18 protein-coding genes and 1 riboswitch are annotated in these 23,840 nt (G+C 35.1%); of the genes, 8 read left to right on the forward strand and 10 right to left on the reverse strand.

What is annotated here, in order from left to right; genetic code table 11:
* The first annotated feature begins 137 nt into the window (after positions 1 to 137).
* Together KMW28_RS12500 and KMW28_RS12505 are read left to right on the forward strand one after the other, a co-directional pair.
* A complete protein-coding gene (locus KMW28_RS12500) occupies positions 138 to 3,065 on the forward strand; it encodes a SusC/RagA family TonB-linked outer membrane protein (RefSeq protein ID WP_169663125.1) in 2,928 nt (975 codons plus the stop codon).
* Between the two features lie 29 nt (positions 3,066 to 3,094).
* On the forward strand, positions 3,095 to 4,732 hold the full coding sequence (locus tag KMW28_RS12505) for a RagB/SusD family nutrient uptake outer membrane protein (RefSeq protein ID WP_169663124.1): 1,638 nt from the start codon (positions 3,095 to 3,097) through the stop codon (positions 4,730 to 4,732).
* A 112-nt stretch (positions 4,733 to 4,844) separates the two neighbouring features.
* On the opposite strand, the gene KMW28_RS12510 is transcribed toward KMW28_RS12505, so the two are convergent.
* The 4 genes from KMW28_RS12510 to KMW28_RS12525 all read right to left on the reverse strand — a co-directional run bounded on the left by KMW28_RS12510 (position 4,845) and on the right by KMW28_RS12525 (position 11,338).
* The gene (locus tag KMW28_RS12510; protein ID WP_169663123.1) at positions 4,845 to 5,882 is read right to left on the reverse strand and encodes an endonuclease/exonuclease/phosphatase family protein; all 1,038 of its coding nucleotides are present in this window, start codon (positions 5,880 to 5,882) and stop codon (positions 4,845 to 4,847) included.
* An 842-nt stretch (positions 5,883 to 6,724) separates the two neighbouring features.
* Entirely contained in the window at positions 6,725 to 8,413 is a 1,689-nt protein-coding gene (locus KMW28_RS12515; RefSeq protein ID WP_169663122.1) for a ribonucleoside-diphosphate reductase subunit alpha, read from the reverse strand.
* 42 nt (positions 8,414 to 8,455) lie between these two features.
* A complete protein-coding gene (locus KMW28_RS12520; RefSeq protein WP_169663121.1) occupies positions 8,456 to 9,433 on the reverse strand; it encodes a ribonucleotide-diphosphate reductase subunit beta in 978 nt (325 codons plus the stop codon).
* Positions 9,434 to 9,588: 155 nt separating this feature from the next.
* Positions 9,589 to 9,792, reverse strand: a riboswitch (cobalamin riboswitch).
* A gap of 427 nt (positions 9,793 to 10,219) precedes the next feature.
* The gene (locus KMW28_RS12525) at positions 10,220 to 11,338 is read right to left on the reverse strand and encodes a BamA/TamA family outer membrane protein (RefSeq protein WP_169663120.1); all 1,119 of its coding nucleotides are present in this window, start codon (positions 11,336 to 11,338) and stop codon (positions 10,220 to 10,222) included.
* Positions 11,339 to 11,581: 243 nt separating this feature from the next.
* On the opposite strand from KMW28_RS12525, the gene KMW28_RS12530 reads away from it, so the two are divergent.
* Positions 11,582 to 12,502 (forward strand): exonuclease domain-containing protein, encoded by a 921-nt coding sequence (locus tag KMW28_RS12530; protein ID WP_169663119.1) that lies wholly within the window; start codon positions 11,582 to 11,584, stop codon positions 12,500 to 12,502.
* Here KMW28_RS12530 and KMW28_RS12535 read toward each other — a convergent pair.
* Positions 12,499 to 12,750, reverse strand: coding sequence for a hypothetical protein (locus KMW28_RS12535; protein WP_215585735.1), 252 nt, complete (start codon positions 12,748 to 12,750; stop codon positions 12,499 to 12,501). The two genes, KMW28_RS12530 and KMW28_RS12535, sit on opposite strands and share 4 nt — an antisense overlap.
* 140 nt (positions 12,751 to 12,890) lie before the next feature.
* Here KMW28_RS12535 and modA point away from each other — a divergent pair, with 140 nt between their 5' ends.
* Genes modA through KMW28_RS12555 form a run of 4 tightly spaced genes read left to right on the forward strand, consistent with a single transcriptional unit; the run spans position 12,891 to position 15,550 of the window.
* Entirely contained in the window at positions 12,891 to 13,634 is a 744-nt protein-coding gene (gene modA / locus KMW28_RS12540) for a molybdate ABC transporter substrate-binding protein (RefSeq protein ID WP_169663118.1), read from the forward strand.
* Positions 13,631 to 14,032 carry a TOBE domain-containing protein gene (locus KMW28_RS12545; RefSeq protein WP_169663117.1) on the forward strand — a complete coding sequence of 134 codons (402 nt, stop codon included), beginning with the start codon at positions 13,631 to 13,633 and terminating at the stop codon, positions 14,030 to 14,032. The genes modA and KMW28_RS12545 overlap by 4 nt, the downstream gene beginning before the upstream one ends.
* Complete coding sequence (gene modB / locus KMW28_RS12550; protein WP_169663116.1) at positions 14,029 to 14,700, forward strand: molybdate ABC transporter permease subunit; 672 nt, start codon at positions 14,029 to 14,031, stop codon at positions 14,698 to 14,700. Before KMW28_RS12545 ends, modB begins: the two co-directional genes overlap by 4 nt.
* Entirely contained in the window at positions 14,687 to 15,550 is an 864-nt protein-coding gene (locus KMW28_RS12555) for an ATP-binding cassette domain-containing protein (RefSeq protein WP_169663115.1), read from the forward strand. The genes modB and KMW28_RS12555 overlap by 14 nt, the downstream gene beginning before the upstream one ends.
* On the opposite strand, the gene KMW28_RS12560 is transcribed toward KMW28_RS12555, so the two are convergent.
* Entirely contained in the window at positions 15,547 to 15,786 is a 240-nt protein-coding gene (locus tag KMW28_RS12560; RefSeq protein WP_158297543.1) for a hypothetical protein, read from the reverse strand. The genes KMW28_RS12555 and KMW28_RS12560 overlap by 4 nt on opposite strands.
* Positions 15,787 to 16,021: 235 nt before the next feature.
* Between KMW28_RS12560 and KMW28_RS12565 the strand changes: the two genes are divergently transcribed.
* The gene (locus KMW28_RS12565; RefSeq protein WP_169663114.1) at positions 16,022 to 16,702 is read left to right on the forward strand and encodes a metal-dependent hydrolase; all 681 of its coding nucleotides are present in this window, start codon (positions 16,022 to 16,024) and stop codon (positions 16,700 to 16,702) included.
* Between the two features lie 364 nt (positions 16,703 to 17,066).
* Here the strand turns inward: KMW28_RS12565 and KMW28_RS12570 are convergent, their stop codons facing one another.
* The 4 genes from KMW28_RS12570 to dnaE all read right to left on the reverse strand — a co-directional run bounded on the left by KMW28_RS12570 (position 17,067) and on the right by dnaE (position 23,686).
* Positions 17,067 to 18,413: a carbohydrate porin gene (locus KMW28_RS12570; protein ID WP_169663113.1), complete on the reverse strand. Its 1,347-nt coding sequence runs from the start codon at positions 18,411 to 18,413 to the stop codon at positions 17,067 to 17,069.
* Positions 18,414 to 18,511: 98 nt separating this feature from the next.
* On the reverse strand, positions 18,512 to 18,754 hold the full coding sequence (locus KMW28_RS12575; RefSeq protein ID WP_169663112.1) for a hypothetical protein: 243 nt from the start codon (positions 18,752 to 18,754) through the stop codon (positions 18,512 to 18,514).
* Positions 18,755 to 18,870: 116 nt separating this feature from the next.
* A complete protein-coding gene (locus KMW28_RS12580; protein ID WP_066206388.1) occupies positions 18,871 to 19,125 on the reverse strand; it encodes a hypothetical protein in 255 nt (84 codons plus the stop codon).
* 295 nt (positions 19,126 to 19,420) lie between these two features.
* Complete coding sequence (gene dnaE / locus KMW28_RS12585) at positions 19,421 to 23,686, reverse strand: DNA polymerase III subunit alpha (protein WP_169663111.1); 4,266 nt, start codon at positions 23,684 to 23,686, stop codon at positions 19,421 to 19,423.
* Positions 23,687 to 23,840: the final 154 nt, after the last annotated feature.

Here is a 23,840-nt window from a genome sequence, read left to right on the forward strand (position 1 = left end):
ATTTACTGCTATTACGTATTGTCTAAAAGTTATCTAGCTAGAAATTCTCTATTACAGTCATGTTTGATGAAATGACAAACATGCCCATTTTTTTTGCACATGTCCGTTACATGTCCATTTAAAACTACATTTAACTAATGAAAAAATTATTACGTTTCTTCAGTCTAATGCTATTGATGACCATAGCATTCACGTCCACATTGTATGCTCAAGAAAGAAAACTAACCGGGACAATTCTCGATGAAAACAAAACTCCTTTACCTGGTGTAAACGTGATTGTCACAGGAACATCAAAAGGTACAACTACTGATTTTGAAGGAAGCTTTTCTATTCTTGTTTCAGAATCAGCCAAAACGCTATCATTTAGTTATATCGGATTTTTTGAACAAGTAGTTGAAATCGGAAATAAAACTAAATTCTCTATCATTCTAAAAGAAGATGCTAAACAACTTTCGGAAGTAGTTGTAGTCGGTTATGGTCAGATGGAGAAAAAAGATGTGACAGGCGCCATGTCTTCTGTTAAGGCAGAAGATTTTAACCAAGGTGTGATGTCCTCTCCTGATCAATTGATTCAAGGTAAAATTGCTGGTGTTCAGATGACTCCATCTTCTGGGGAGCCAGGTGCAGGTGTCAACATTCGTGTTCGTGGTGGTACATCATTAACTGCATCCAATGAGCCTTTATACGTTATTGATGGCTTTCCAATTGATAATACTGCATCAGACCCAGGTACTTCTGGTGTATATTCAAATTCTGCTAGAAAAAATCCATTGGCCACTATCAACCCTGCCGATATTGAGTCATTTGATATCTTAAAAGATGCTTCTGCAACAGCTATTTATGGAGCGAGAGGAGCAAATGGTGTCATCATCATTACCACTAAGAAAGGTAAAGAAGGTACTGCTAAAGTAAATTATGATGCTTACTTTGGTGTATCGACTATTTCTAAAAAATTAGGCATTTTAACTGCTGACGAATACCGTTCAGCTACTGCTGCAGAAGGAACTACTCCACTAGATTTAGGAGCAAATACGGATTGGCAAGAAGTGATGACACAGCAAGCAGTGACTCAAAATCATAATTTGGGTGTTTCTGGAGGAACAAAAACAACTCAGTATAGATTCTCTGTCAATTATCTTAACCAAGAAGGTATTATGATTAATTCGGGTATGGAAAGAATTGGTGCCCGTATGAATATCACTCAAAAGTTATCCGATAAAGTAACGCTTGGAGCAAACATGATGGGTTCATTCACTAAAAACAACAACCTTCCATACGGTGTTGGCGGTGCCCTAGATGGTGGTGTCATCAATAACATGATCCGTATGTCTCCACTCCTTCCACAAGACTATTCTTCAGCAAACCAATTGGAGAAGAACCCTTATATCATGGCCACGAATGTAAGAGATTTTACCAACACCCAAAGAGTTTTAGGTAATGCTTTTTTAGAAGCTGAATTAATCCCTGGATTAAAAGGCAAATTAAATGTTGGTGGTGATTTAACTTCAGCAAAGAGAAATGCTTATTTACCTGGTACTATTGAATGGGTTGGTAAAGGAAATGGAAATGCAGATGTTCGTAATAACTTCCTTCATAACATGCTTTTTGAAGGTACATTAAACTATACAAAAACATTTGGTGATACTAAATTGAATGCTCTTGCTGGTTATACTTATCAAGCATTTGGGTCGGAGTACAATGCCATAAATGCTACTGGATTCCAAGTAGATAATATTGCAGAGTATAACCTTAACGCTGCTAGTGGATTGGTTATTCCAGATTCAAACAAAGAATCTAATAAACTGATTTCTTGGATTGGTAGAGCAAATGTGAGTTTTAAAGATAAATATGTCTTTACTGGTACACTTAGAGTTGACGGATCTTCAAGATTTGGTGCGAATAATAAGTGGGGGCTATTCCCTTCAGTTTCTGGTGCGTGGAGAATTTCAGAAGAGGACTTCTTATCAACAAGCACAGTGTTTAGTGATTTAAAACTTCGTGCAGGTTGGGGTATTACTGGTTCTCAAGAAATTGGTAACTACCGTTCACTTCCTACTTTAGATGGCGGTAAATCGTTCAGTGCTGTAGGAATTGGATCGGGTGTAACGTATAACAATTATGCTAACCCTGATTTGAAATGGGAAGAAACTTCTCAAATCAACATTGGTTTGGATTATGAATTATTCGAAGGCAAAGTATTTGGTACTATCGATGTATATCAAAAGCACACAAAAGATTTATTGTTAGAGCTTCAAGCCGCTCAACCTGCGCCAGTTGATATATTCTTACAAAATGTTGGTGAATTGAAAAATCAAGGTATCGAGCTATCAATTAACACAGTCAACGTAGCTAAAGATAATTTCACATGGCAAACAGGAATTGTTGCCGCTCACAACAAAAATGAGGTATTAAATATTGGCGATTATGATCAAATCCTTACGGGTGCTGTTGGTGGTCGAGGTCAGGTAGGTCAATTTGCCCAAGTCATTCAAAAAGGACTTCCTTACGGTACTTTTTATGGTAAAAGATACGAAGGACTAGATGAAAGTGGTAATGCGATTGAATCAGATGATCTTCATGTATTAGGACAAGCACTACCAAAATGGACTTTAGGTATCAATAACTCTATGACGTTCGGTAAGTTTGATTTTAATTTCTTCTTTAATGGTGCGTTCGGACATCAAGTATTTAATAACACAGCACTTGAATTCTCTTCTACTAATGATATCTACAGCGATCAATCTACTTATAATGTGATGAAAAATGCAGTAGATGAAGGAATCAGAGCGACAAAATACAATTCTAAATTTATTGAGGATGCTTCATTCTTGAGATTATCAAACCTAACATTAGGTTATACTTTCGATATGAACGAAGTTAAATTTGTAAAAAACTTGAGACTATATGTTTCAGGACAAAATCTATTTGTCATCACAAACTACTCTGGTTACGACCCAGAAGTTAATGCTCCTTCGGGAGGTACTCAAGTTCCTCCTATTGGCATTGACTATAACAACTACCCTGCTGCCAGAACATTCATAGGCGGTTTATCAGTTGAATTTTAATCCTCTCTTTTTACTAAAACGAAACAATCATGACAAAAAATAAATGGATCAAGATTTTTGCAATGGCTTCACTAATCGGAGCTTCAGCTTGTACTAACCTTGACGAAGATCTTCATAGCTCAGTGACGGATGAGTATTTCCAAAATCCTGAGAATTTAGCCACTGCCGTAGCACCGATTTATGCTTCACTTAGAAGTTTCTATCATCATGAAAACTATTGGGGTTTTAATCAAGTTTCCTCTGATGAAACGCTTGTTCCTACAAGAGGAGGTGACTGGTATGATGGTGGAAAATGGCTGCAATTAAATGCACATACTTGGGATGCTACTCATCCTCACTTACCTGGTTTATGGAATGCTCCTTACACTGGTATTGCTAGAGCGAATGGTTTATTAGAAACTTTAGAATCTTTTAATGAAACGGATGATATTAAATCAACTAAAGCAGAAGTACGTTTCCTTAGAGCTTATTATTACTTCGTTTTAATGGATATGTTTGGTAATGTACCATTAGTTTTAGTATCAAAGCACGATGGTGATACTCCAGCATCTTCTCGTCCTGAACTGACTCAATTTATCATTGATGAATTAGAAGCTGTAAAAGATATTTTACCTGCTTCACCTGCATATGCTAGAGTGGGCCAAGGTGCAGCTTATGGTTTATTGGCAAAGATTTATTTAAATGCTGGTGTCTATTTACAAGATGGTTCAACTGTTGTTGCTCCAACTACCGCTCAATTGGACAAGGTGATTGAATATACATCCAAAGTAGAAACCTTAGGTTACAGCCTCTATTCTTCTTACCTAGAAACATTCAAATTAGGGAATGAAGAAGGGAATACAGATTATATCTTTAGTATCACTTATACTGCAGATGATCCACTAGGTAACCATGGTAATTCATGGGGTGTTCATTACGATACTTATAAAGTGAAAGGTGTTGAATGGGCAGTTCCATCAAAATGGAATGGTTTCTCGATAATGACTGATCGATATGAATCATTTAGTGATGATGATTTGAGAAAGGATCAGTTCTACACTGAATTTGAATCTGTAAGTGGCGATATCGTTCAACACGAACCGGAGTTACCATTATTTGATGCGAATAAAACACAAGGTGTTCGTTTGATGAAGTGGGAGCCTGATGCTGGTGCAGTGGGCGTTTCTTGGGGTGGATGGTCAGGTAACGACTTCCCTATCCTACGTTATGCAGATATTTTATTAATGCATGCTGAGGCATTGGCTCGTAAAGGGGATCCAGGAACTGCGATGCAAATCATCAATACATTAAGAACAGAAGGTGGTCGTTTTAAAAGTGGTTCTGCTATTGCAGATGCAAACACTCATTATGCTCAGCTATTATCTGATGGTAAAGTTGAGAATGAATTAGACTTCATCTTAATGGAAAGAGGTTGGGAATTATGTTGGGAAGGTGTAAGAAGACAAGACCTTATCCGTTTCGGCAAATACCTAGATGTATGGCAAAACAAGCAAATGGAGAATGATCCTGATGCTTTTGAATTAAGAATGAATGATCAAGATGTTGAATATCAGTTCTGGTTACCTTCTCAAGGCAAACCATCTGATGGTACGAAAAGGTATTTATTCCCAATACCTCCAACTCAGGTTGCTACCAACCCAAATCTTGATCAGAATACAGGTTATTAATTTCTTAAAAAGGAAAAAAGATCCGCATTTACTTTATTATTGAGATAAATTCAGACACCATCGAATTCTGTTCGATGGTGTTTTTTTTATTCGTTTTTTAGATGAAGATCCACTAATTAATTTCAAACTGAGCAAACAGAGCCATATGATCTGTCGGCCAAATGCCTAACGGAGACACAATACTATCCTCTGTGACTTCACTTACTACTTTATTATAGGCAATAGATGCTCTCGGACCTATCAAATACGTTTTCTCACATCTGATATTTTGAGAAGGATTGTAGAATATATAATCAATTCTATCCCTATCATCTGATTTTGGTGCCCAAACTAATTTAGAAAAATCAACATCCGGATTATATACAGGAAATGTAAAACCAGGGTGAGATATTGGGTTAGGATACTGTTCTCTATAAACATCTTTAAAATTATTATCCTCTAATTCTTTGGTACAAGTCCATGGGATCACCAACCCATTATGTTCATATTTATGCTTATTCGCCTCGACCCAATCTAAGTGTGACGCCTCATTGAAGTCTCCAGCTAAAATCACTAACCTACCTTTACCCATTTCTTTTTTAGCATCAGTTATAAATAGTTTTATCGCTTCAATTCTCTTCGATCGATTATTGTAGTTTAGAATAGAATCTTTATCAAATATAGGAGCCTTCAATTCCTCCCATGTGCTTCCATCATATCCTCTTGGTAAATAAATTGCACAATTTCTGTAATCTAAATGAGCTGAATAAAAAGCTATTTCCTGATGATTATAATTAATTATAGCTTTAGTAATGGATCCCCTATCGTCTTTTACCGGATAAAACATTTCCTGCTTAACTATGGGATATTTTGATAAAATACCTGAATCTTGACTGCTATCCATATAACATGTGAAGCCCTCTTGCTTTAAATCTTCTACCATACGTTTTGCTAAAGAACTTTTATTATAGTTTCTAACCTCGCTTAAAGCAATAATATCAGCTTCTGAATTGATAATCTCTGTAATTATCGCTTCATATCCATTAGGGACAACCGTCCCTTCTTGCCATATATTAAATTGAAGGACTTTTATGTTATATGATGATGATTGAGAACAAAAGGTAAAAAATAAAACCCCTAAGAATAAGGATAATAAGGTGTTTGTTTTCATGATAATGGATTCTAGTATTGTTGTTATCGATCGACGAAAAAAAAATATTTTTTTCAAAAAAAATCAAACTTGAATTGTACAAATTTTAAGCAAAATAAGTACATTTTTCAGAAAATCATACACTATTTTCAACCGATTGCACCCCATTTTTTATTAAAAATTGTCCTTCTATCTATTTCCGAAACCGATTGAAATTGTATTTATTACGCTTTTAAGTAGTTTTATCAAAATAATACAATTTTAACTATTTTCACATCTATATATCCACTTTATAATATTTGTAAAATACGAATGTATGTCGTACTATTGTAATGTAATATGAAATGAAAAACAGTCGAATACATAATAATAATGACGTATTTGACAAATATGAAAATGAAATAAAATTCTTTAATCAAACTCTCTTATTGTCCATCTTAAAAGAGTGATATAATAATAATACAATTATAAAAAATATGGCGGGTTGTAAGTAAAACTTTTGTCTATGGTTTTACAAGCGGTGTCAGAGGGTGCATGCTCTCTGACATTCCCCAAAAAATCGAAGTGTTTAACACTTCAACCTTCTTACTATAAGTTGCAATCTAATTAATAAGATATTCTCTTCTTTGCTTCGGCAATGCGGTACTCGTTAAGATACATCTTAACCCGTATAAGAGATCATCCAGACTTCCACTGATGGATTTAATTAGTTTCGGCTCAATTTTGAGCGCGGGGACACTCTCCCGCCATACTTATAGACAAGTCTCCTATACCTTTCGGGGTATAGGGGTACTTGTCAAGAATTTAGATTATAAAAAAAGCTGTGTATCTCTACACAGCTTTTTTTGTATATCATTACTTGCTTAACCCTCACAAGACACGCAACCATCATCAGTTACATTCATCTGAGTTCTAAGGATACTTTCGCTTCTTTGGTAATAAAGTGTCTTCACCCCTAACGCATGTGCTTCTAATAACACTGCGTTAATATCCTTTACAGGAGTATTTGGAGGGAAGTTCAAGTTCAAGCTTTGTGATTGATCTAAGAATTGCTGACGTAAAGCAGCTTGACGAACAATCTGCATTTGATTAATCTCCTTAAATGTCAAGAATAGTTCTTTCTCTTCATCAGTTAAGCCATTGATGTTTTGAACAGAACCACCATCAGCAAGAATTTGTTTCCAAACTTCGTCTTCATTCAATCCTTTTTCTTCAAGTAGTTCTACTAGAAGTTTATTCTTTCTTGAGAACACTCCTTTTGCAGAATCCATTACATAATAGTTACTTGCCAAAGGTTCAATACCTGTACTGTAACCACCTGCAATTAATGCGTTTGAAGTTGTTGGTGCAACAGTTAAAAGAGTAGCGTTTCTACGTCCCGTATCCATCATCACTTTAGGTTCTCCATAGGCGTTAGCCAATTTTTCAGAAGCTCTAATAGATTGCTCTTTAATCTGTTTGAAGATAATTCTTGTCCAAGAATCAGCTGCAATACCTACAAAAGGAATTTTCTTCTTTTGTAAGAAACTGTGCCATCCAAGAACACCTAAGCCAAGAGCTCTATGATTTTTAGCAAAGTTCACGGCTCTTTGCATGTGCTCGATGTCTTTGGCTTTATCAATAAATTCTTCCATTACAGCGTCCAAGAAGAAAATAGCTGTTTCAACTACATCTGTATCTTTCCACTCGTCGTATCTCACTAAGTTTAGTGATGATAAACAACAAACAAAAGATTCTTCTTCGTTAGATGGAAGCATAATTTCTGAACAAAGGTTAGAAGCCTTAATTTCAAAACCTTGGTCTTTATACCATCTAGGTCTTTGATTATTGGCATTGTCCTTATACATGATGTAAGGAATACCTTTTTCAATTCTAGACTTAATCACTTTTGCCCATACTTCACGAGATCTTCTGTCACCTGATCTAACATTATCAATAAAATTGTCAGATACAGTTACGCCCATGAATATATTTTGAATACTTTTCCCAACGTCTTTAATCGTCAAGAACTCATCAATATCACCATGTTCTACATCCAAGTAAGCGGCAAGCATACCTCTTCTTGTACTTCCTTGATTTGTACCATTAATTACTGAATCGTACATTTCAAGGAATGGATAAACACCATTTGATGTCCCATTATTTGTGATTTTTGCACCTCTAGGTCTAACATCAGACATGTTAATTGATGTACCACCACCAATTTTAGACATCATCATGACTTCGCCCAAAGAAGCACCTATTCCAGCAATACTATCTGGAATATAACTACCAAAACAACTAATAGGTAAACCTCTTTCGGTTCCCATATTAGACCAAACTGGAGAAGCAGGACATAAATAGTTATTCCAAATCGCATCAAAGAACCTCTTTTCGAAATCGGGCCTTTTTAAACGACTTGCGGCTGCCTTAGCGATACGAGTAACTGCATCTCTTACAGTTTCTCCTTCTAGTAAATAACCATTTTGTAAAGTTTGAAGACCTTCTTTTGTCATCCATTTTGGATTTGCTTCAAGATTAGAGGCCTCGGTAGTTAATGTAATTTCAGACATGTTGTGTATGAGGGTGTAGAAATAAGAGTATCAATTTATTATTTAGAAAAGATCATCAGCAGTTACTGATTGTGTCTTTTTAGTATATTCTGTAGGTCTTACAGCGAAGAAATCGTCGTGTGCTAAACCAAATACTTCTTCATCGAACCATTGCATTTTCTTCAATGTTTCTTTATCAACTTCAAAGATAGGTTTTAGACCAATTTCGCTTAAACTTTTATTCAGACGATCTCTCATGAAGTGAACTAAATGTTCTATTGGTAAAAATTCCAACTCACCATCTTCAAAAATACCATTCAGCAACCTTACTTCCACATCGTGAGAAATTTTTGCTGCTTCATAGATACGATCTTGAAGTTCTTTAGTATTCAACTCAGGGTATTCAGCAATCATCGTATTGTATAACCACATACCTGCACGTGCATGAGAGTTTTCATCCTTAGCAGACCACTTGATAATGTTACCAATACCTTTAAGTTGATTTTTGAATTTTTTATAGGACAGTAAAATAGCGAACTGAGAGAATAAGTTTACATTTTCAGTAAAACACGAGAAAATTGCAATACTCTGTAATAGGTCGTGCGGTTGGGCATTTCCATTTTTATCCACAGTTACCTGAGAGAGCATTTCAAGACGTTCCATAGCAGTCTCGTCTTCTAAGAATGCCTCAAAATTGTCCAAATCCAACAACTCGTTTAAACGTGCATATGCAGATGCGTGACGAGCTTCATTTTCAGCAAAAGTAATGGCCATTGCCTTAATTTCTGGCTTAGGTATAAACTGACCAATCACCCCCCAAAAATCATCCTGAACATTAGTTTCAGTTTGGGCAAACGTTTTCAGGATGTTACCAATAACATCTCTTTCTTGATCTGTTAAATTGGTTTTGAACTGCTGAATATCTGCATCAAAGTTTACTTCGGAGTGAATCCAGAAAGTTTGGTGAATAGCGTCAATAAAATCTTGTGCCTTTGGGTATTCAAAGGGTTTGTAAGCTACACGTTTATCTAATAAGCTCATCTTTTGGATGTTTTTTTAATACAACTAATGAAAACATATAAATGTTCTCATTGAACAACACAATGCTTTATTTTCTTTATAAGCTGACGGAAAAGCCCAGGCATCAAATTGATTTACTCAGACAGTTCTTTTACTCCCCATTATCCCGATGGAGGTTACAAGCAACAACTTAGGCAGGTCTTCTGACTAAACTATAATATAATTTTGATTCAACCTTCCCACATTTAAAATGCAGTGGATTTTTCGAATTCATTTTCATAGTATTACAGCTGCGGGTACAGTACAGGCCTCTCACCTGTTTCCCTTTTCACCAAAGCAAAATGCAAATTGCTTTAAGCACCTTCGTCATAACAAATAAATGGCCTTTTATTGATAATAGCAAACATTTTCTAACATAGTTTTTGTTAAAAAAAATCCCACAAAATTAGTTGCATTTTGCTTGACTCATTTAAAAAAAATGATAAGAGGTAAAGACACTCAAATTGACATTTAATTGCATTTTTTTAATATCAATATTTTAAAGGTATATGAAATAATTTTGTAATACTTGAATTAAAAAAAAGTGTAAGACACACACAATAAATCAAAAACCTTTCTTATACTTGGATAACGTCTATATACGTATTCATTAATCTCATTTTAAAATGGACTAATCTAAGTTACTCTGTTTACAACTCAATTATATTTTAGTGTCATTAATTTTAAGATTGATTAAATCTACTTGTAAAATTCAAACAATTATTAAATTATACTTGATTTTTGAGGAATTAATCAATATGAATTACATTAAAACGCTTCTCCGAAGGTTAAATATAAACCAGAACTTTTTTCTGATCCAATTCCATAATCTACTCGAATAGAAGCTTTGTCCTTTTTATTAATCAAAAATCTTAATCCGCCACCTCCTGCAAACTTAAAACCTTGGCTATCAAAATTTTCGTAAGTCGAAAAAACATTTGCCGTTCCAATGAAGGCTGTCATCCCAATTCTCCAGAATAAATGTTGTCTAAATTCAGATTGTAATGCCACCATTTTTTGGTCTCTCCAACGGCCTTCATAAACACCTCTCATCATGTTTAATCCGCCCATCAAAGCCATCTCTCTAAAAGGAGTATTATCACCAAAAGTTTGTTTCGTTAAACCCTGAAAAGCTAACACAGAAGTACCTTCTTTTTCTCTACTTAAATCAAAATATTTTCTGAGATCTAATGTCAATACATTAAAATTATAATCACTACCAAATATACTATTGTATACTTCAAAGCGACCTTCAATAAAAAATCCTTCTTTGGGAGAAAGTACCAGATCCCTTGTATCCCATTTATAAGTAGTCCCTAATCCAGATACGCTACCCCCTTCATATCCTGGCAAAGTGGTAATATCTGCTGGAGTACCATCTTTTTTTGGACCTAAACTAATATCCCAATAATTGGCATAACGCAATTGTAGACCTAGGAACATTTTCTCTTTTAATTTCTTCAAGATTTGTTGCCTAAAGTCGATCTTACTCCAATCTACCAATTGCTCATCCTCGTTCGAAGTAGTACTTCCTACACCATAATATTTCTCAGGATATTTTGAATGCTCCCAAGTACCTTCTAACAACCAATCTTCATTTTTAGTGAAAATTGTATGTTCTAATTTAAGACGAAGCTGATTTTCTAATGTGTAAAATCCAATAAATGTAGCATTCGACGGTCTTGTACCAAAAGTAGCATCAGGCATTTTAAACTGAAAAACAGATAATACGCCGAATTCCCAACTTGTTTCTTGTGCATAAGCCGGATAAGGAAAAGCGGTTATTTGATGTTTATAAACTGTATCTCTTTCATTTAAATTTTGTGCATGACATGTAATCACCGAAATAAATAAATGAAGTAAGCATAGTCTAAAAAATAGTCTCATATCAGTTGGTTTGCTTGTTCAATGAATGAATAGAATAATTTAAGTGCAAGATACTATAATATAAATTGACATCGTAATAATATTTTTTAAGGATCTACCCTTCTTCTATGAATATCAAATGATAGAACCTTTTAATATATTTTCTATTGAGAATTATAAACATCCCCTCCTTTTGAGAAGTTTTAAAATAGTATTAGATTAAAAATTAGTTGAGAATTTTTCAAGTTTACATTTCTAAAGAGTATGGGTTTTATTGCAATTGATTTTGAAACAGCGAATGATAAAAAAACAAGTTCTTGCTCTATCGGTCTTGCTGTGGTTGAAAATCAAGAAATTATTGATACACAACACCACCTTATTCAACCTTTTCCGAACTACTATTTTGATAAAAATATATCCATTCATGGTATCACTCCAGAAATGACATTCGATGCACCTACATTTGACAACGTATGGGGTGATCTTTCGAATTTACTGACAAAATACCCTCTAGTGGCACATAACGCAGGTTTCGACATGAATGTGCTATTAAGTTCATTACAAGTTTATGGAACACACCTGCCTTCTATTTCTTTTTTCTGTTCATTGGTGATGGCAAGAAAAGCCTTCCCTGGATTACCTAGTTATGGACTTGCCAATCTTTCCAGACATTTTGATATACAATTGAACCATCATAATGCAGAAAGCGATGCAATGGCGTCTGCAATTATTTGTATCGAAATGCTAAAAGAACACGGCTGCGATTCGCTGGATCAACTAAGCAATAAGTTCAACCATAAAATTGGCAATGTTTCTTCTGATAATGGCTATTCTTCCTACGGAAGTGGTCGACCTTACAAGAAGAGAAAAGAATATGGTTTTAGTGCACCCAAAAATGTAGATCCTAAAAACAGGTTTTACAAGAAATCGGTATGCTTTACAGGGCGGCTAACGGAAATGAATAGAAAAACAGCCATGCAAAAAGTAGTCAATATTGGGGGTTATGTGATTCCTGAGCAGATTTCTCCGCAAACGGATTTTTTAGTCGTAGGTAAACAAGATTACAAGAAGTATGGAGAAGGGTTTAAGTCAACAAAAATACGTCATGCGGAAGCGTATGCAGAACAAGGGTTTCCCATCTTCATTATGGGAGAAAATGAGTTTCTGATGAGTTTCGATGATTAGGCAAGTAAACGCATATTCTTGAAAATGGAAATTTTGATTTTATCTCCTTTATCACCTATCAGATAAAATTTCCTTCGTTTATACAAAAACTCTCCATTAGGCATTTCTTTGACAATTTTTGTGGTAGATTGCTTAATGGTAAAGATGACGTCTTCAATTTTTATTTGAAAGGGTACATTTTCGTAGGGGAAATAGCAAACAATAGATAGGTTTAAATCTTTATTAGTGAGTAGACTTTTAATATACATACAGTTGATTTATAGGGTTTAACGCAATGAGTAATCAATGTTAGCACATTTTACTAACAAATGCTAATATCAATAATCAAAATACCTAGAAAGGGGGATAAGAAAAAAGACTAAACACAATATATCATTGAAAAATTAATATGAATAGACTTTACAATATTTTCTTAATAATCACTTTATTTCTTTCTTCATGTCAAAGTAAAGAACAACCACTTAGGGTGGCTGTATCAGCAAATATGGCTTTTGTGATGAAAGATTTATCAGCTGAGTTTACCAAAAAATACAATATACCTTGTGAGTTAATTATTGGCAGTTCTGGGAAACTGTCTCATCAAATTGAAAATGGAGCACCTTATGATGTATTTATAAGTGCAGACATGAAATACCCTAACCATATATACGAAAAAAATTTAACCACATCTCCACCTAAAATATATGCTGAGGGTGTGCTAGTATTATGGTCAAAAAAACTAAAATCTTTCCATTCCGAAGATATTCTAAATAGCGATCAAGTGGAAAAAATAGCTGTAGCTAACCCTAAGACTGCCCCTTATGGTATTGCAGCAACAATGGCCTGCTCTGAAATCTTATCTAAGAGGAATTATCAAAAAAAGTTGGTGTATGGTGAAAGCATTTCACAGGTAAATCAATATGTAATCAATCAAGCGACAGATATTGGGTTTACATCACTTTTTGTAGTTCAATCTCCAGAGATGAAAGATATAGGATTTTGGATAAAAGTGAATCCTTCTTTATATCGCCCGATCTATCAAGGGGCTGTGGTTATTAAAGATAATAATGAAGAATTAGGAGAAAGGTTTTTAAATTGGTTACTTCACGAAGAAGGTAAAGATATCATCAACACTTATAATCAAAGAGATTGAATCGTTTTACAGGCATTATCACTAGAATAGATGGGCAACAAAATATACATCAATTAAGTATTCAATTAAATGATGTATCCTTTCGGGCACTCATCATAGATCATGAAATCAACCCCATTAATTTTAGTGTAGGTGATAAAGTAGGAGTTATTTTCAAAGATTCTGAGGTTTTTATGGGGAAAGATCATATTGAACATATTAGTATTCAGAATCAAGTAAGTGGAGTAATTAAAAACATAGAAATCGGTGATGTTTTATCAAGAGTTTTTCTTGAAACTTCTATTGGAATGGTATCTTCTTTAATTTCATCATCTTCAGTAAAAAGATTAGACTTTAAAAAAGGAGAAAAGGCCTGTGCTTTTATTAAAACTAATGAAATTATTTTAGAGAAAATATGAATTGGCTTCCGCTATTTATCACTTTCAAATTGGCACTGATCACATCGATAGTTCTACTACTCGTTTGTGTTCCATTGGCCTATAAAATCAGTTCCTATTCTAAATGGAATAGTGCTATTTGGGAAAGCCTTTTTAGTTTACCGCTCGTCTTACCTCCTACAGTTATTGGTTTTTATTTATTACAAGCCTTCAGCCCGAATAATCCCTTTGGAGATTTTGTAAAAAACACGATTGGATTTGAAGTATTATTCTCTTTCGAGGGCCTTGTTTTTGGGTCAATCTTGTATAATTTCCCATTTATGTTTCAACCTATACTCAATGGGTTCAGAAAAATTCCTCAGCAATTATTGCATGCCTCTTATTTGATGGGGAAATCGAAAATCAAGACCTTTTTCCATATTAGTCTTCCTTTTATACAAAAGTCGATTTTAAGTGGATTCATCATGGCTTTTGCACATACAGTGGGAGAATTTGGTGTTGTATTAATGATAGGTGGCAATATCCCTGGATTGACACAAGTAGCTTCAATTGCCATTTATGATCAAGTGGAGATGATGAATTTTGCATCGGCTCATTACTATTCGATTACACTTTTGATATTCTCATTCGTGATTTTATTTTTAATGTTTATTCTCCAAAGAAAAGATAGAGTAAATGATACATATTAAATCAAAACATCAATTCGATACCTCTCATTTTAATTTATCATTTGATATCTCTATTGATAAAGGTGCCTTCGTTGGAGTTTTTGGAGATTCTGGAGCTGGTAAAACTACATTATTTAATATTCTCACTGGTCTAATTAAATCAAATGATACTTTTATAAAAGTAAATGATACTGTGTGGGTAGATACAGAGAATAATATCAACCTCCCACCCCAAAAGCGTAAAGTAGGAATGGTATTTCAAGACTTTGCTCTATTCCCTCATCAAACTGTGCTTCAAAACCTAAAATATGCACAATCAAATGATTCCTCTAATACACTCGATGAGGTATCAGAGATTATGCATCTTAAAGAACTCTATTCCTCTTATCCTCATCAACTATCGGGAGGACAAAAACAACGTGTAGCTATAGCTAGGGCAGTTATTCAAGAACCTGAAATACTATTACTTGACGAACCTCTTTCTGCTTTAGATCACCAAATGAGGGAAAAACTTCAAGAATATTTAAGTGAGATACATCGTAAATATCAGCTAACCACATTGATGATCAGTCATGATATTCCAGAAATTTATAAACTCTGCGACAAGGTTTTACCAATCGAAAAAGGTCAAAATAAAGAATTACAATCGCCTTTGGTATTTTTTAACCCTAACCCTTTACAGGGTAAATTTAAACTAAAAGGAAAAGTTTTAAGCATCCAAAAAGCAGACATTATTTATATTGTCACTTTACTAATAGACAAAGAGGTTATACAAATAACTACTAACGAAACGATAGCAAAATCTTTAGTCCTCGGAGAAAATGTTAGCATTAGTATCAAAGCTTTTCAACCTATCATCGAAAAGCATTAAATAGCTTCTGTTGTTTCTTCTTCGTTTACATAGAATTTATCTAATTGATATTTCACAAAAAGACCTTCAATCACTTCCTCATTTAACGGCTGTAGACTGACAAAAAGTGGTCGCCTTGTTACATTACTACCTGATAAAATCATAACAGGATGTCTATTTTTTAATAGCTTCACTTTGTTATTATTTAGGGTAATACTTAATTCTTTTTTCAAAACAGCTCTCCTATTTGTTCGCATTATGAGTGAATAGTTTAGAGCATCATAAACATAAAATTGTTCCATTTTATTTGAAGAGTATGGCTTGTTTAATATGATATTTTAAGCAGTAATATTATATTGCTCAATATAAAACAAATTAAAAACAATTCAAATAATAAATTGTAATACTTGTATTAATATTCGCAAATTTGAATTGAATTTTCAATGTAACTTCATTACACTATTAATTTCATAAATTAATCTAAGTAACATTATGAATATCACTTTTTTAGGGCATGCTTCCCTTCTAATAGAAACCCAAGGCAAATCATTACTTGTTGATCCATTTATTTCAGCAAACGAAAAAGCTTCGCATATTAATATCGATGAATTAAAAGTAGATTACATTTTAATAACACATGGTCACCAAGACCACGTACTCGATGTTGAAGCAATAGCTGAACGCACAAAAGCACAAATCATATCCAACTTCGAGATCGTTTCTTACTATGGTGAAAAAGGATTGAATGGTCATCCAATGAATCACGGAGGTGAATTCTCTTTCGATTTTGGTCAACTGAAATACGTTAATGCCATTCACTCTAGTGTATTACCTGATGGTACTTACGGAGGCAATCCAGGCGGTTTTATTTTATCCAACGCTGAGGCTTGTATATACATTGCAGGAGATACGGCCCTCACAATGGATATGAAATTAATACCGATGACTTCACCTAAATTGGACTTAGCCATTCTACCTATTGGCGATAATTTCACCATGGGCGTAAATGACGCAGTAATTGCTTCTGAATTTGTAGAATGCGATAAAGTATTGGGATATCATTACGACACCTTCCCTCCAATTGTTATCGATCAAGCAGATGCGAAAGAGAAATTTAAAGCGAAAGGGAAAGAGTTGCTTTTACCTTCTATTGGTGAAAAAATATCTCTATAAATTAAAAATGAAAAGTTAAAAATGAAAAACGTGAAATGTCTGGGGGGAATAAATTCAAGTGAAGAGTGAAAAGCGAAGAGTAAAGAGCGTTTTTTAAAAAAACTTATAAGTGAGAACACTTATTGTTTATAGTAACAATAAGTGTTCTTGTCTTTAGTTCGGTGTTGAAAGTTTACACTAAATTATCTTGGACTACATTCCTCAGCGAGTCGACTTCAGTCACTCGGAACACGAACCACTTACACCGTCCACATATTCGAACTAAGAACATGCCCGACTTATGCAAACCTCTCTCACGGACCACTTACAAGTTAACCCTAACATTTCACGTTTTTCACTTTTCATTTTTAACTTTTCACTTAACTCAAAACCACCACTCCGATTTCAACCCAATATATTGTCCAAAATCCCCTTTATTTCCTGCTTCATAAAATTGAGATAAGCCATTCTGCTTTACGACATCATTATAAAAAGCTAAAGAGTAGACAAATCGGATATGAGGCCTTGCCATTAGTGATCTTTCTCTTGTTGGCACATATACTGGTGCGATGGTAAATTTATTCATCACTCCCAAACCTGGATCGAAACCGACTATACCGTTTGTGAATTCTTGATAATCCCTCATCTGATAATGGTATTCAAACATCAATTGAATTTTATCGGTTAAGAATACTTGTGGACGAACACCAACAGATAAGTCCCATTTTTCATTTGGGCGAGTAGTTCCTACAAACACTGGGGCTGAAGCACCTATGGCATATCGATAAACAGCATACCCCATGATACCCCATTTATCGTTGACATCCCAAACGAAATTTTCAGTAAAGTTTACACCATAGGCTCCATTAAATTGACCTGTCTGGTTCGGGTTACCAAAATTGATAAACGACCTTGAAGACCATCCATCATCACCAGGTCCATTGGCAATTCTAGAACCATATCGAATGGATGAATTATTAATAAAATCTCCTTTTTGATATCTGTGCATCACACCTCCTAAAACTCCATAATCACTTACCCTGTCTTTAATAAATACAGGATCCTTAAGTGAATCTTTACCTGTAAAATGATATTCAGCTAGTAAGTGTAATGAATTATTCTCGTTGATATCAATTTGATGTTGTAAGGCTAAAATATGTTTCTGACGACCATCATCATATAATTCATCACCATAGGGGTTTCCCGGCTGATCTTGTAAGACTAATGAGCTGACTAAGGCAATCTTTGTATTTCCATATTGAAAGCCAAATCCTTGACCTGTAAGGTTATTAAACGTCCAATAATCGGCCATATCGATATTTTTATCTCTGTAATACCTACTTCCAACCCACATGCTTACAGGTATGTTAAAGAGAGTATCATATACCTCAAGATACATTTCGGCAAAATTAATGACCGTATTATTAGCTATAAAAGTATTATTTCCTGAAAAGGATTGTGTGGTTAAAACAAATCGAATATTAGGTTTATCTTTTTCAATTTTAAAGATCTCCTCGATGTTGGCGACAACTGTCATTTCAATATAATCGTTCTCTTCATGACGCCCTCCTAAGGCTCCTTGATGACTTAAATTGAGTCTAGAGCCTACTTTTTCTTCATATACAGAGGAAGATACGCCTACTCTACCATAAGAATGAAATTCAAATTTTGGTTTTTGACCATAAACATAAGAAGAAAGAAAGAGAAGAAAGAGAATTAAGTATTTGTGCATAGTGTTTTTGATTGTAACACAATATACTTAATTAATTACCTACAAAAAAAGAGGCGAAACTAATTTTCAGTTTCACCTCTATAATTAAATGATAAAAACTAAGATGCTTTAGAGCAACATGCTTTTTCACCATTCGCAATTTTTTCTTTGCAACATTTATGCATTGTAGTGTCTTCATCCATTTTACAATTTGATTTATCACCACTAGAGCATTTATCACACTTTGCACAAGTTTCTGCTTTTTCCTTGTCACAACATCCTTGTTCAGCTGTTGAATTTGCCCCACAACTCATTAAAAAAAGAGCTGCAGAAATAGATAATACTTTTAATATCTTTTTCATCTCATATTAGGTTTAATAAAAAATCTCTCTTAAAGATACAATTTTTGAACGAAAAAAGAGGTTACTCAAATGAATGAGAAACCTCTTTTTAATGTCTTTTAAGCTAAGAAGTTAGCTTATGCCAATGCCTCAGTCAACTGATCCATTAGTTTTTTTGCTACGCTTCTTGGTTTTTGAGCCTTAAGGTCTGCTAAAACAGTTTGTGCTTCAGCTACTTTTTCGAATACACCTTCAGGGTTACCGTCGTTTTTAAAAGAAGCTAATACCCATTGTAGGTCATTCACTTGCTTTTCGTATTCTCCTTTTTTATTTAGGCTTGTTAATTTTGTCAGGGCAGCTTCAGCAGCTGCAACGATTTTTACTTCGCTCATGATAATTTATTTGGTTGCAATAGATATAATCTTTGTATCATTAACATTACAATTATAAAATATATCTATTTTGTTTGCAAATAGTTTGAACTCTTTGAAAATAAGTTTATTACAAGAATTTTAAACGTATTTACTACACAAACAAAGAATATCAATACAAATCATTAGTATAACACAAAATGGAAGAATTTTATTTCGGTTCAATTTACACTTTAATCTTACATTTGATGATTTTACTCAACTTATAGATTTTCCTATTTTTTGAATAAAAAAATCAAATTATTTTCAATAAAAGTTAAAACACTCTGTATTCTATCCCTTCCAATAAGTCCAATTTATTCAATAATTCTGTAGTTGGATCTACTTTATAAGTCTTAGAAAATAAGTTCACCACCATATTATCCTCTTTTGAGAAAACTTCCAATGACATTTCTCTATTCCCCTGATGCTCTTCAACAATGTCTACAAGTTCCATGATGGTATCGTCAGACAAAGATGCTACATCAACCGATAAATCGATCCCCTTACAGAAGTGGTCTTTTACAGAGGATAGAGCCATAATTCGCTTAGGATTCATCTCCCATTTACCCTTATCTCTATAGCTTTCTTTAACGTTACCAATTACACAAACAAAATCACCTTCATTCAAGAAATGACGGTGTTTGTTGAATGCCTCACCAAACATGGCCATCTGAGTGACTTGTTCATAATCTTCGATAGAAAAGATACCAAACTTATTACCGTTCTTACTTTCCAAGATCTTCGCTTCGGTAATCATACCACCCACTTTAATCTCTTGTTGTTTGTGTAAATCGATATTCTTCACTGGAATACAGAAGTTCTCTAATTCCATTCTGTACATATCCAACGGGTGGCCTGAGATAAAGAAACCAACTACTTCTTTCTCGAACCTCAACTCGACCAACTTCGACCATTCTTCTACTTCTGGAATTCTAGGTGGTGGCACAGAACCTCCATCAGTTCCTCCAAATAATGAAGCTTGGGCTGATAATTTATCTGCTTGTACACGGTTACCATAACGTAGAATCAGATCGATTCCTGAGAATTTTTCTCCCTCAGGAATATGGAAGTATTGTGCTCTATGGAACTCGTAATCATCAAATGCTCCAGCGTAGGCTAAAGATTCCATCACCTTTCTGTTCACCGCTTTAAGGTTCACTCTTTCGATAAAATCAAAAATTGATTCATACGGCTTTTCTTCACGTCCTTCAATAATAGCATTGATTGGACCTGAACCAACCCCTTTTACAGCACCTAAACCAAATCGAATCGCACCATCTTCGTTTACTGAGAATTTATACTCCGATTCGTTCACATCCGGCCCCAATACTTTGATACCCATTCGGCTACATTCTTCCATAAAGAAAGTCACCTTTTTGATATCACTCATGTTGTGAGTAAGTACCGATGCCATATACTCTGCAGGGTAATTCGCTTTTAAATAACCTGTATGGAAGGCTACCACCGAATAACAAGTCGAGTGGGATTTGTTAAAGGCGTAAGCGGCAAAGGCTTCCCAGTCAGTCCACACTTTTTCTAAGGCTTTCTGATCATGACCATTGCCTGTACCACCTTCAATAAACTTAGGTTTCAACTGCTCTAGTAAGGCAAAGATTTTCTTACCCATGGCCTTACGAAGCATATCGGCTTCACCTTTCGTAAACCCTGCCAACGATTGAGAAAGAAGCATTACTTGCTCTTGGTAGACCGTAATACCATACGTCTCTGCCAAGTACTCATCCATTTTTGGAATATCGTACACAATCTCTTCGTCACCGTGCTTACGGGCAATAAAGTTTGGAATATATTCCAAAGGACCCGGACGGTACAAGGCGTTCATGGCAATTAAGTCACCAAAAACGTCGGGCTTTAATGCACGAAGGTGTTTTTGCATACCAGCTGATTCAAACTGGAAAGTACCATTGGTCTCTCCCCTTTGATACAGTTCGTATGTCTTTCTATCATCCAATGGAATATCATCAGGATCGATTTCTATTCCATGTCTTTGTTTAATTAATTTGATGGCATCTTTGATGATGGACAAAGTTCTTAAACCTAAGAAGTCCATCTTCAGCATACCTGCTGATTCTACCACGGAGTTATCAAACTGTGTCACCAAAAGATCTGCATCTCTGGCGGTTGTCACAGGAATAAACTTCGTGATATCGTCTGGGGTGATAATAATACCACAGGCATGGATACCAGTATTTCTCACTGATCCCTCAAGAACTCTAGCTGTATTTAAAACCTGACCTTCAAGCCCGGTTTCTGTTGAAATCGCCTTTAATGAATTGGCCATTTCAATCTGGTCATTATTCAGTTTTTCCGTCAGTTGTTCATCCGACATACCAAATAATTTCTTGAGTTTCATATCGGGCACCAACTTCGCGATTCTATCGGCATCACTTAGCGGTAAATCCATTACTCTGGCCGTATCTCGAATAGACGATTTCGCGGCCATTGTACCGTATGTAATGATATGAGATACTTGGTTAAAACCATATTTATCCACTACCCAGTTGATAATCTTTTGTCGACCTTCATCATCAAAGTCAATATCAATATCGGGCAAGGACACACGGTCTGGATTCAAGAATCTCTCAAATAGTAAGTCGTATTTGATGGGATCCACATTGGTAATACCAATAGCATAGGCTACAGCTGATCCTGCTGCCGAACCACGGCCAGGTCCTACCGATACACCCATATTTCTAGCTTCCGTGGTAAAATCTTGTACAATCAAGAAATAACCAGGATAACCTGTATTTTCAATCGTCTTTAATTCGAAATCAAGACGTTCATCAATATCAGGAGTAATCTCCCCATAACGTTTCTTGGCACCTTCATAAGTAAGGTGACGAAGGAAGGCATTCTCCCCTCTTTTACCTCCATCCTTTTCGTCTTCCTCATCCTTAAACTCATCAGGAATATCGAAGGCGGGAAGTAAAACGTCTCTGGCTAATTCGTAAGGTTCTATTTTATCTACAATATCCTGAGTACACTCAATGGCCTCGGGTAAATCGTAGAATAGTTCTTTCATTTGATCGGCCGACTTGAAATAGAATTCGTGGTTAGGGAAACCAAATCTAAATCCTCTACCTCGACCAATTGGAGTAGATTGCTTCTCACCATCTTTTACACAAAGTAAAATATCGTGTGCACTCGCTCCTTCTTCATCAATGTAATAGACGTTGTTCGCAGCGAAATACTTCACATCATATTTCTCAGCAAAACGCAATAATACATCGTTCACGTGATCTTCTTCTTCTAAACCATGACGACATAATTCGATATAAAAATCGTCTTTGAAGTTTTCCAACCACCAAACAAATTCTTGCTCTGCTTGCTCTTCACCAACGTTCAGAATCAAGTTATTTACAGGGGATTGAAGACCACCTGTTGTCGCAATCAAATTGTCTTTATATTCTAATAGGATCTCCTTATCAATTCTAGCGTATGTACCATCTCTATCAGTATAAGCTCCTTCAATAAAACCTTCTGATGATAGTTTTGCTAAATTGTGATATCCTGCTTTATTCTTCGCAATTAGTACTTGATTAGAACGTCTATCAGGATCATCTCTAGTGAATTTTCTTTTCTTACGATCGTTCACTAAATACACTTCGCAACCAACGATTGGTTTTAAATCTGCTTTTAAAACATCTCTCACAAAGTGATAGGCAGTGTACATGTTACCATGGTCTGTTAGACAAACTGCTTCCGTTCCAAACTCTTTTGATTTTGCTACAAGGTCACCAATTGTACATGTAGCTCTAAGGATTGAAAACTGAGTATGGGTATGCAAATGAGTGAATGGAACATCTTTTAAACGTGCTAGACCTTCATCTTTGCTTATCGAACCTCTACCCTTATTTTTTGATGCAGTTTTGAAAGCAAAATTGGCTTCATCCAATTCTGGAGCTTCATAAACTACGGCTTCAACGGCAACATCATTGATAGGTTCAACAACACCATGTTCAATCAATCCAAAGAAACATCGAGCAGTAGCGTCAACGTCATATGCCGCATCATGGGCATCGGCAAAAGGAACACCAAATAGCTTGTTATGAAGTTCTGTTAAGCTTGGCGATTTGTATTTACCACCTCTACCGCCAGGAAGTGCACAGAAATCTGTAGATGAGGTCATGGTATCGATCACCGTCACTTCTTGGATAGTGCTATCGATGCCTGCTCTTAAAAATTCTGCTCCGGTAACATTAATATCGAACTGAAGGTTATGACCAATCTGACGATCCGCTTTGGTCAAATCCTTCTTGAATTCGTTCAATACATCTACAATAGGATGACCATGTTCCAACGCGTGTTCGGTAGTGATACCGTGCACTTTAGTGGCGTTAAATGGAATGGTATAACCATCAGGTCGCACGATTAAGTTTTGTGCTTTAATTAACTTACCATGATCATCATGAAGCTGCCATGCTAACTGAACCACTCGGGGCCAGTTGTCTAAGTCAGATAATGGTGCATTAAAGTTTTTTGGTAAACCCGTGGTTTCCGTATCGTATATGATGTATGCCATGCTACTTCCTTTCTTCAAATTGAGTTTACAAAACTAAGAAAAAAACAGTTGAATTTAGCATATCGTTTAGTATTATTCTGCATCAAGAAATCGATGGGTTTGAGGGTAAAATCATTAGGATTCATTTTGTATAAAAATTCCCACTTTTTGATGT

The organism is Flammeovirga yaeyamensis (assembly GCF_018736045.1).
Classification (GTDB): Bacteria; Bacteroidota; Bacteroidia; order Cytophagales; family Flammeovirgaceae; genus Flammeovirga; species Flammeovirga yaeyamensis.

Excerpts from the sequence above, each read along its gene's own strand:
- KMW28_RS12560 (WP_158297543.1), bottom strand. The coding sequence starts at position 15,786 with ATGCGAACAAATAGGAGAGCTGTTTTGAAAAAAGAATTAAGTATTACC.
- KMW28_RS12515 (WP_169663122.1), bottom strand. The coding sequence starts at position 8,413 with ATGTCTGAAATTACATTAACTACCGAGGCCTCTAATCTTGAAGCAAAT.
- KMW28_RS12500 (WP_169663125.1), top strand. The coding sequence starts at position 138 with ATGAAAAAATTATTACGTTTCTTCAGTCTAATGCTATTGATGACCATA.
- KMW28_RS12525 (WP_169663120.1), bottom strand. The coding sequence starts at position 11,338 with ATGAGACTATTTTTTAGACTATGCTTACTTCATTTATTTATTTCGGTG.
- KMW28_RS12530 (WP_169663119.1), top strand. The coding sequence starts at position 11,582 with ATGGGTTTTATTGCAATTGATTTTGAAACAGCGAATGATAAAAAAACA.
- KMW28_RS12535 (WP_215585735.1), bottom strand. The coding sequence starts at position 12,750 with ATGTATATTAAAAGTCTACTCACTAATAAAGATTTAAACCTATCTATT.
- KMW28_RS12580 (WP_066206388.1), bottom strand. The coding sequence starts at position 19,125 with ATGAGCGAAGTAAAAATCGTTGCAGCTGCTGAAGCTGCCCTGACAAAA.
- modA (WP_169663118.1), top strand. The coding sequence starts at position 12,891 with ATGAATAGACTTTACAATATTTTCTTAATAATCACTTTATTTCTTTCT.
- KMW28_RS12510 (WP_169663123.1), bottom strand. The coding sequence starts at position 5,882 with ATGAAAACAAACACCTTATTATCCTTATTCTTAGGGGTTTTATTTTTT.
- dnaE (WP_169663111.1), bottom strand. The coding sequence starts at position 23,686 with ATGGCATACATCATATACGATACGGAAACCACGGGTTTACCAAAAAAC.
- KMW28_RS12575 (WP_169663112.1), bottom strand. The coding sequence starts at position 18,754 with ATGAAAAAGATATTAAAAGTATTATCTATTTCTGCAGCTCTTTTTTTA.
- KMW28_RS12570 (WP_169663113.1), bottom strand. The coding sequence starts at position 18,413 with ATGCACAAATACTTAATTCTCTTTCTTCTCTTTCTTTCTTCTTATGTT.
- KMW28_RS12555 (WP_169663115.1), top strand. The coding sequence starts at position 14,687 with ATGATACATATTAAATCAAAACATCAATTCGATACCTCTCATTTTAAT.
- KMW28_RS12565 (WP_169663114.1), top strand. The coding sequence starts at position 16,022 with ATGAATATCACTTTTTTAGGGCATGCTTCCCTTCTAATAGAAACCCAA.
- modB (WP_169663116.1), top strand. The coding sequence starts at position 14,029 with ATGAATTGGCTTCCGCTATTTATCACTTTCAAATTGGCACTGATCACA.
- KMW28_RS12520 (WP_169663121.1), bottom strand. The coding sequence starts at position 9,433 with ATGAGCTTATTAGATAAACGTGTAGCTTACAAACCCTTTGAATACCCA.
- KMW28_RS12505 (WP_169663124.1), top strand. The coding sequence starts at position 3,095 with ATGACAAAAAATAAATGGATCAAGATTTTTGCAATGGCTTCACTAATC.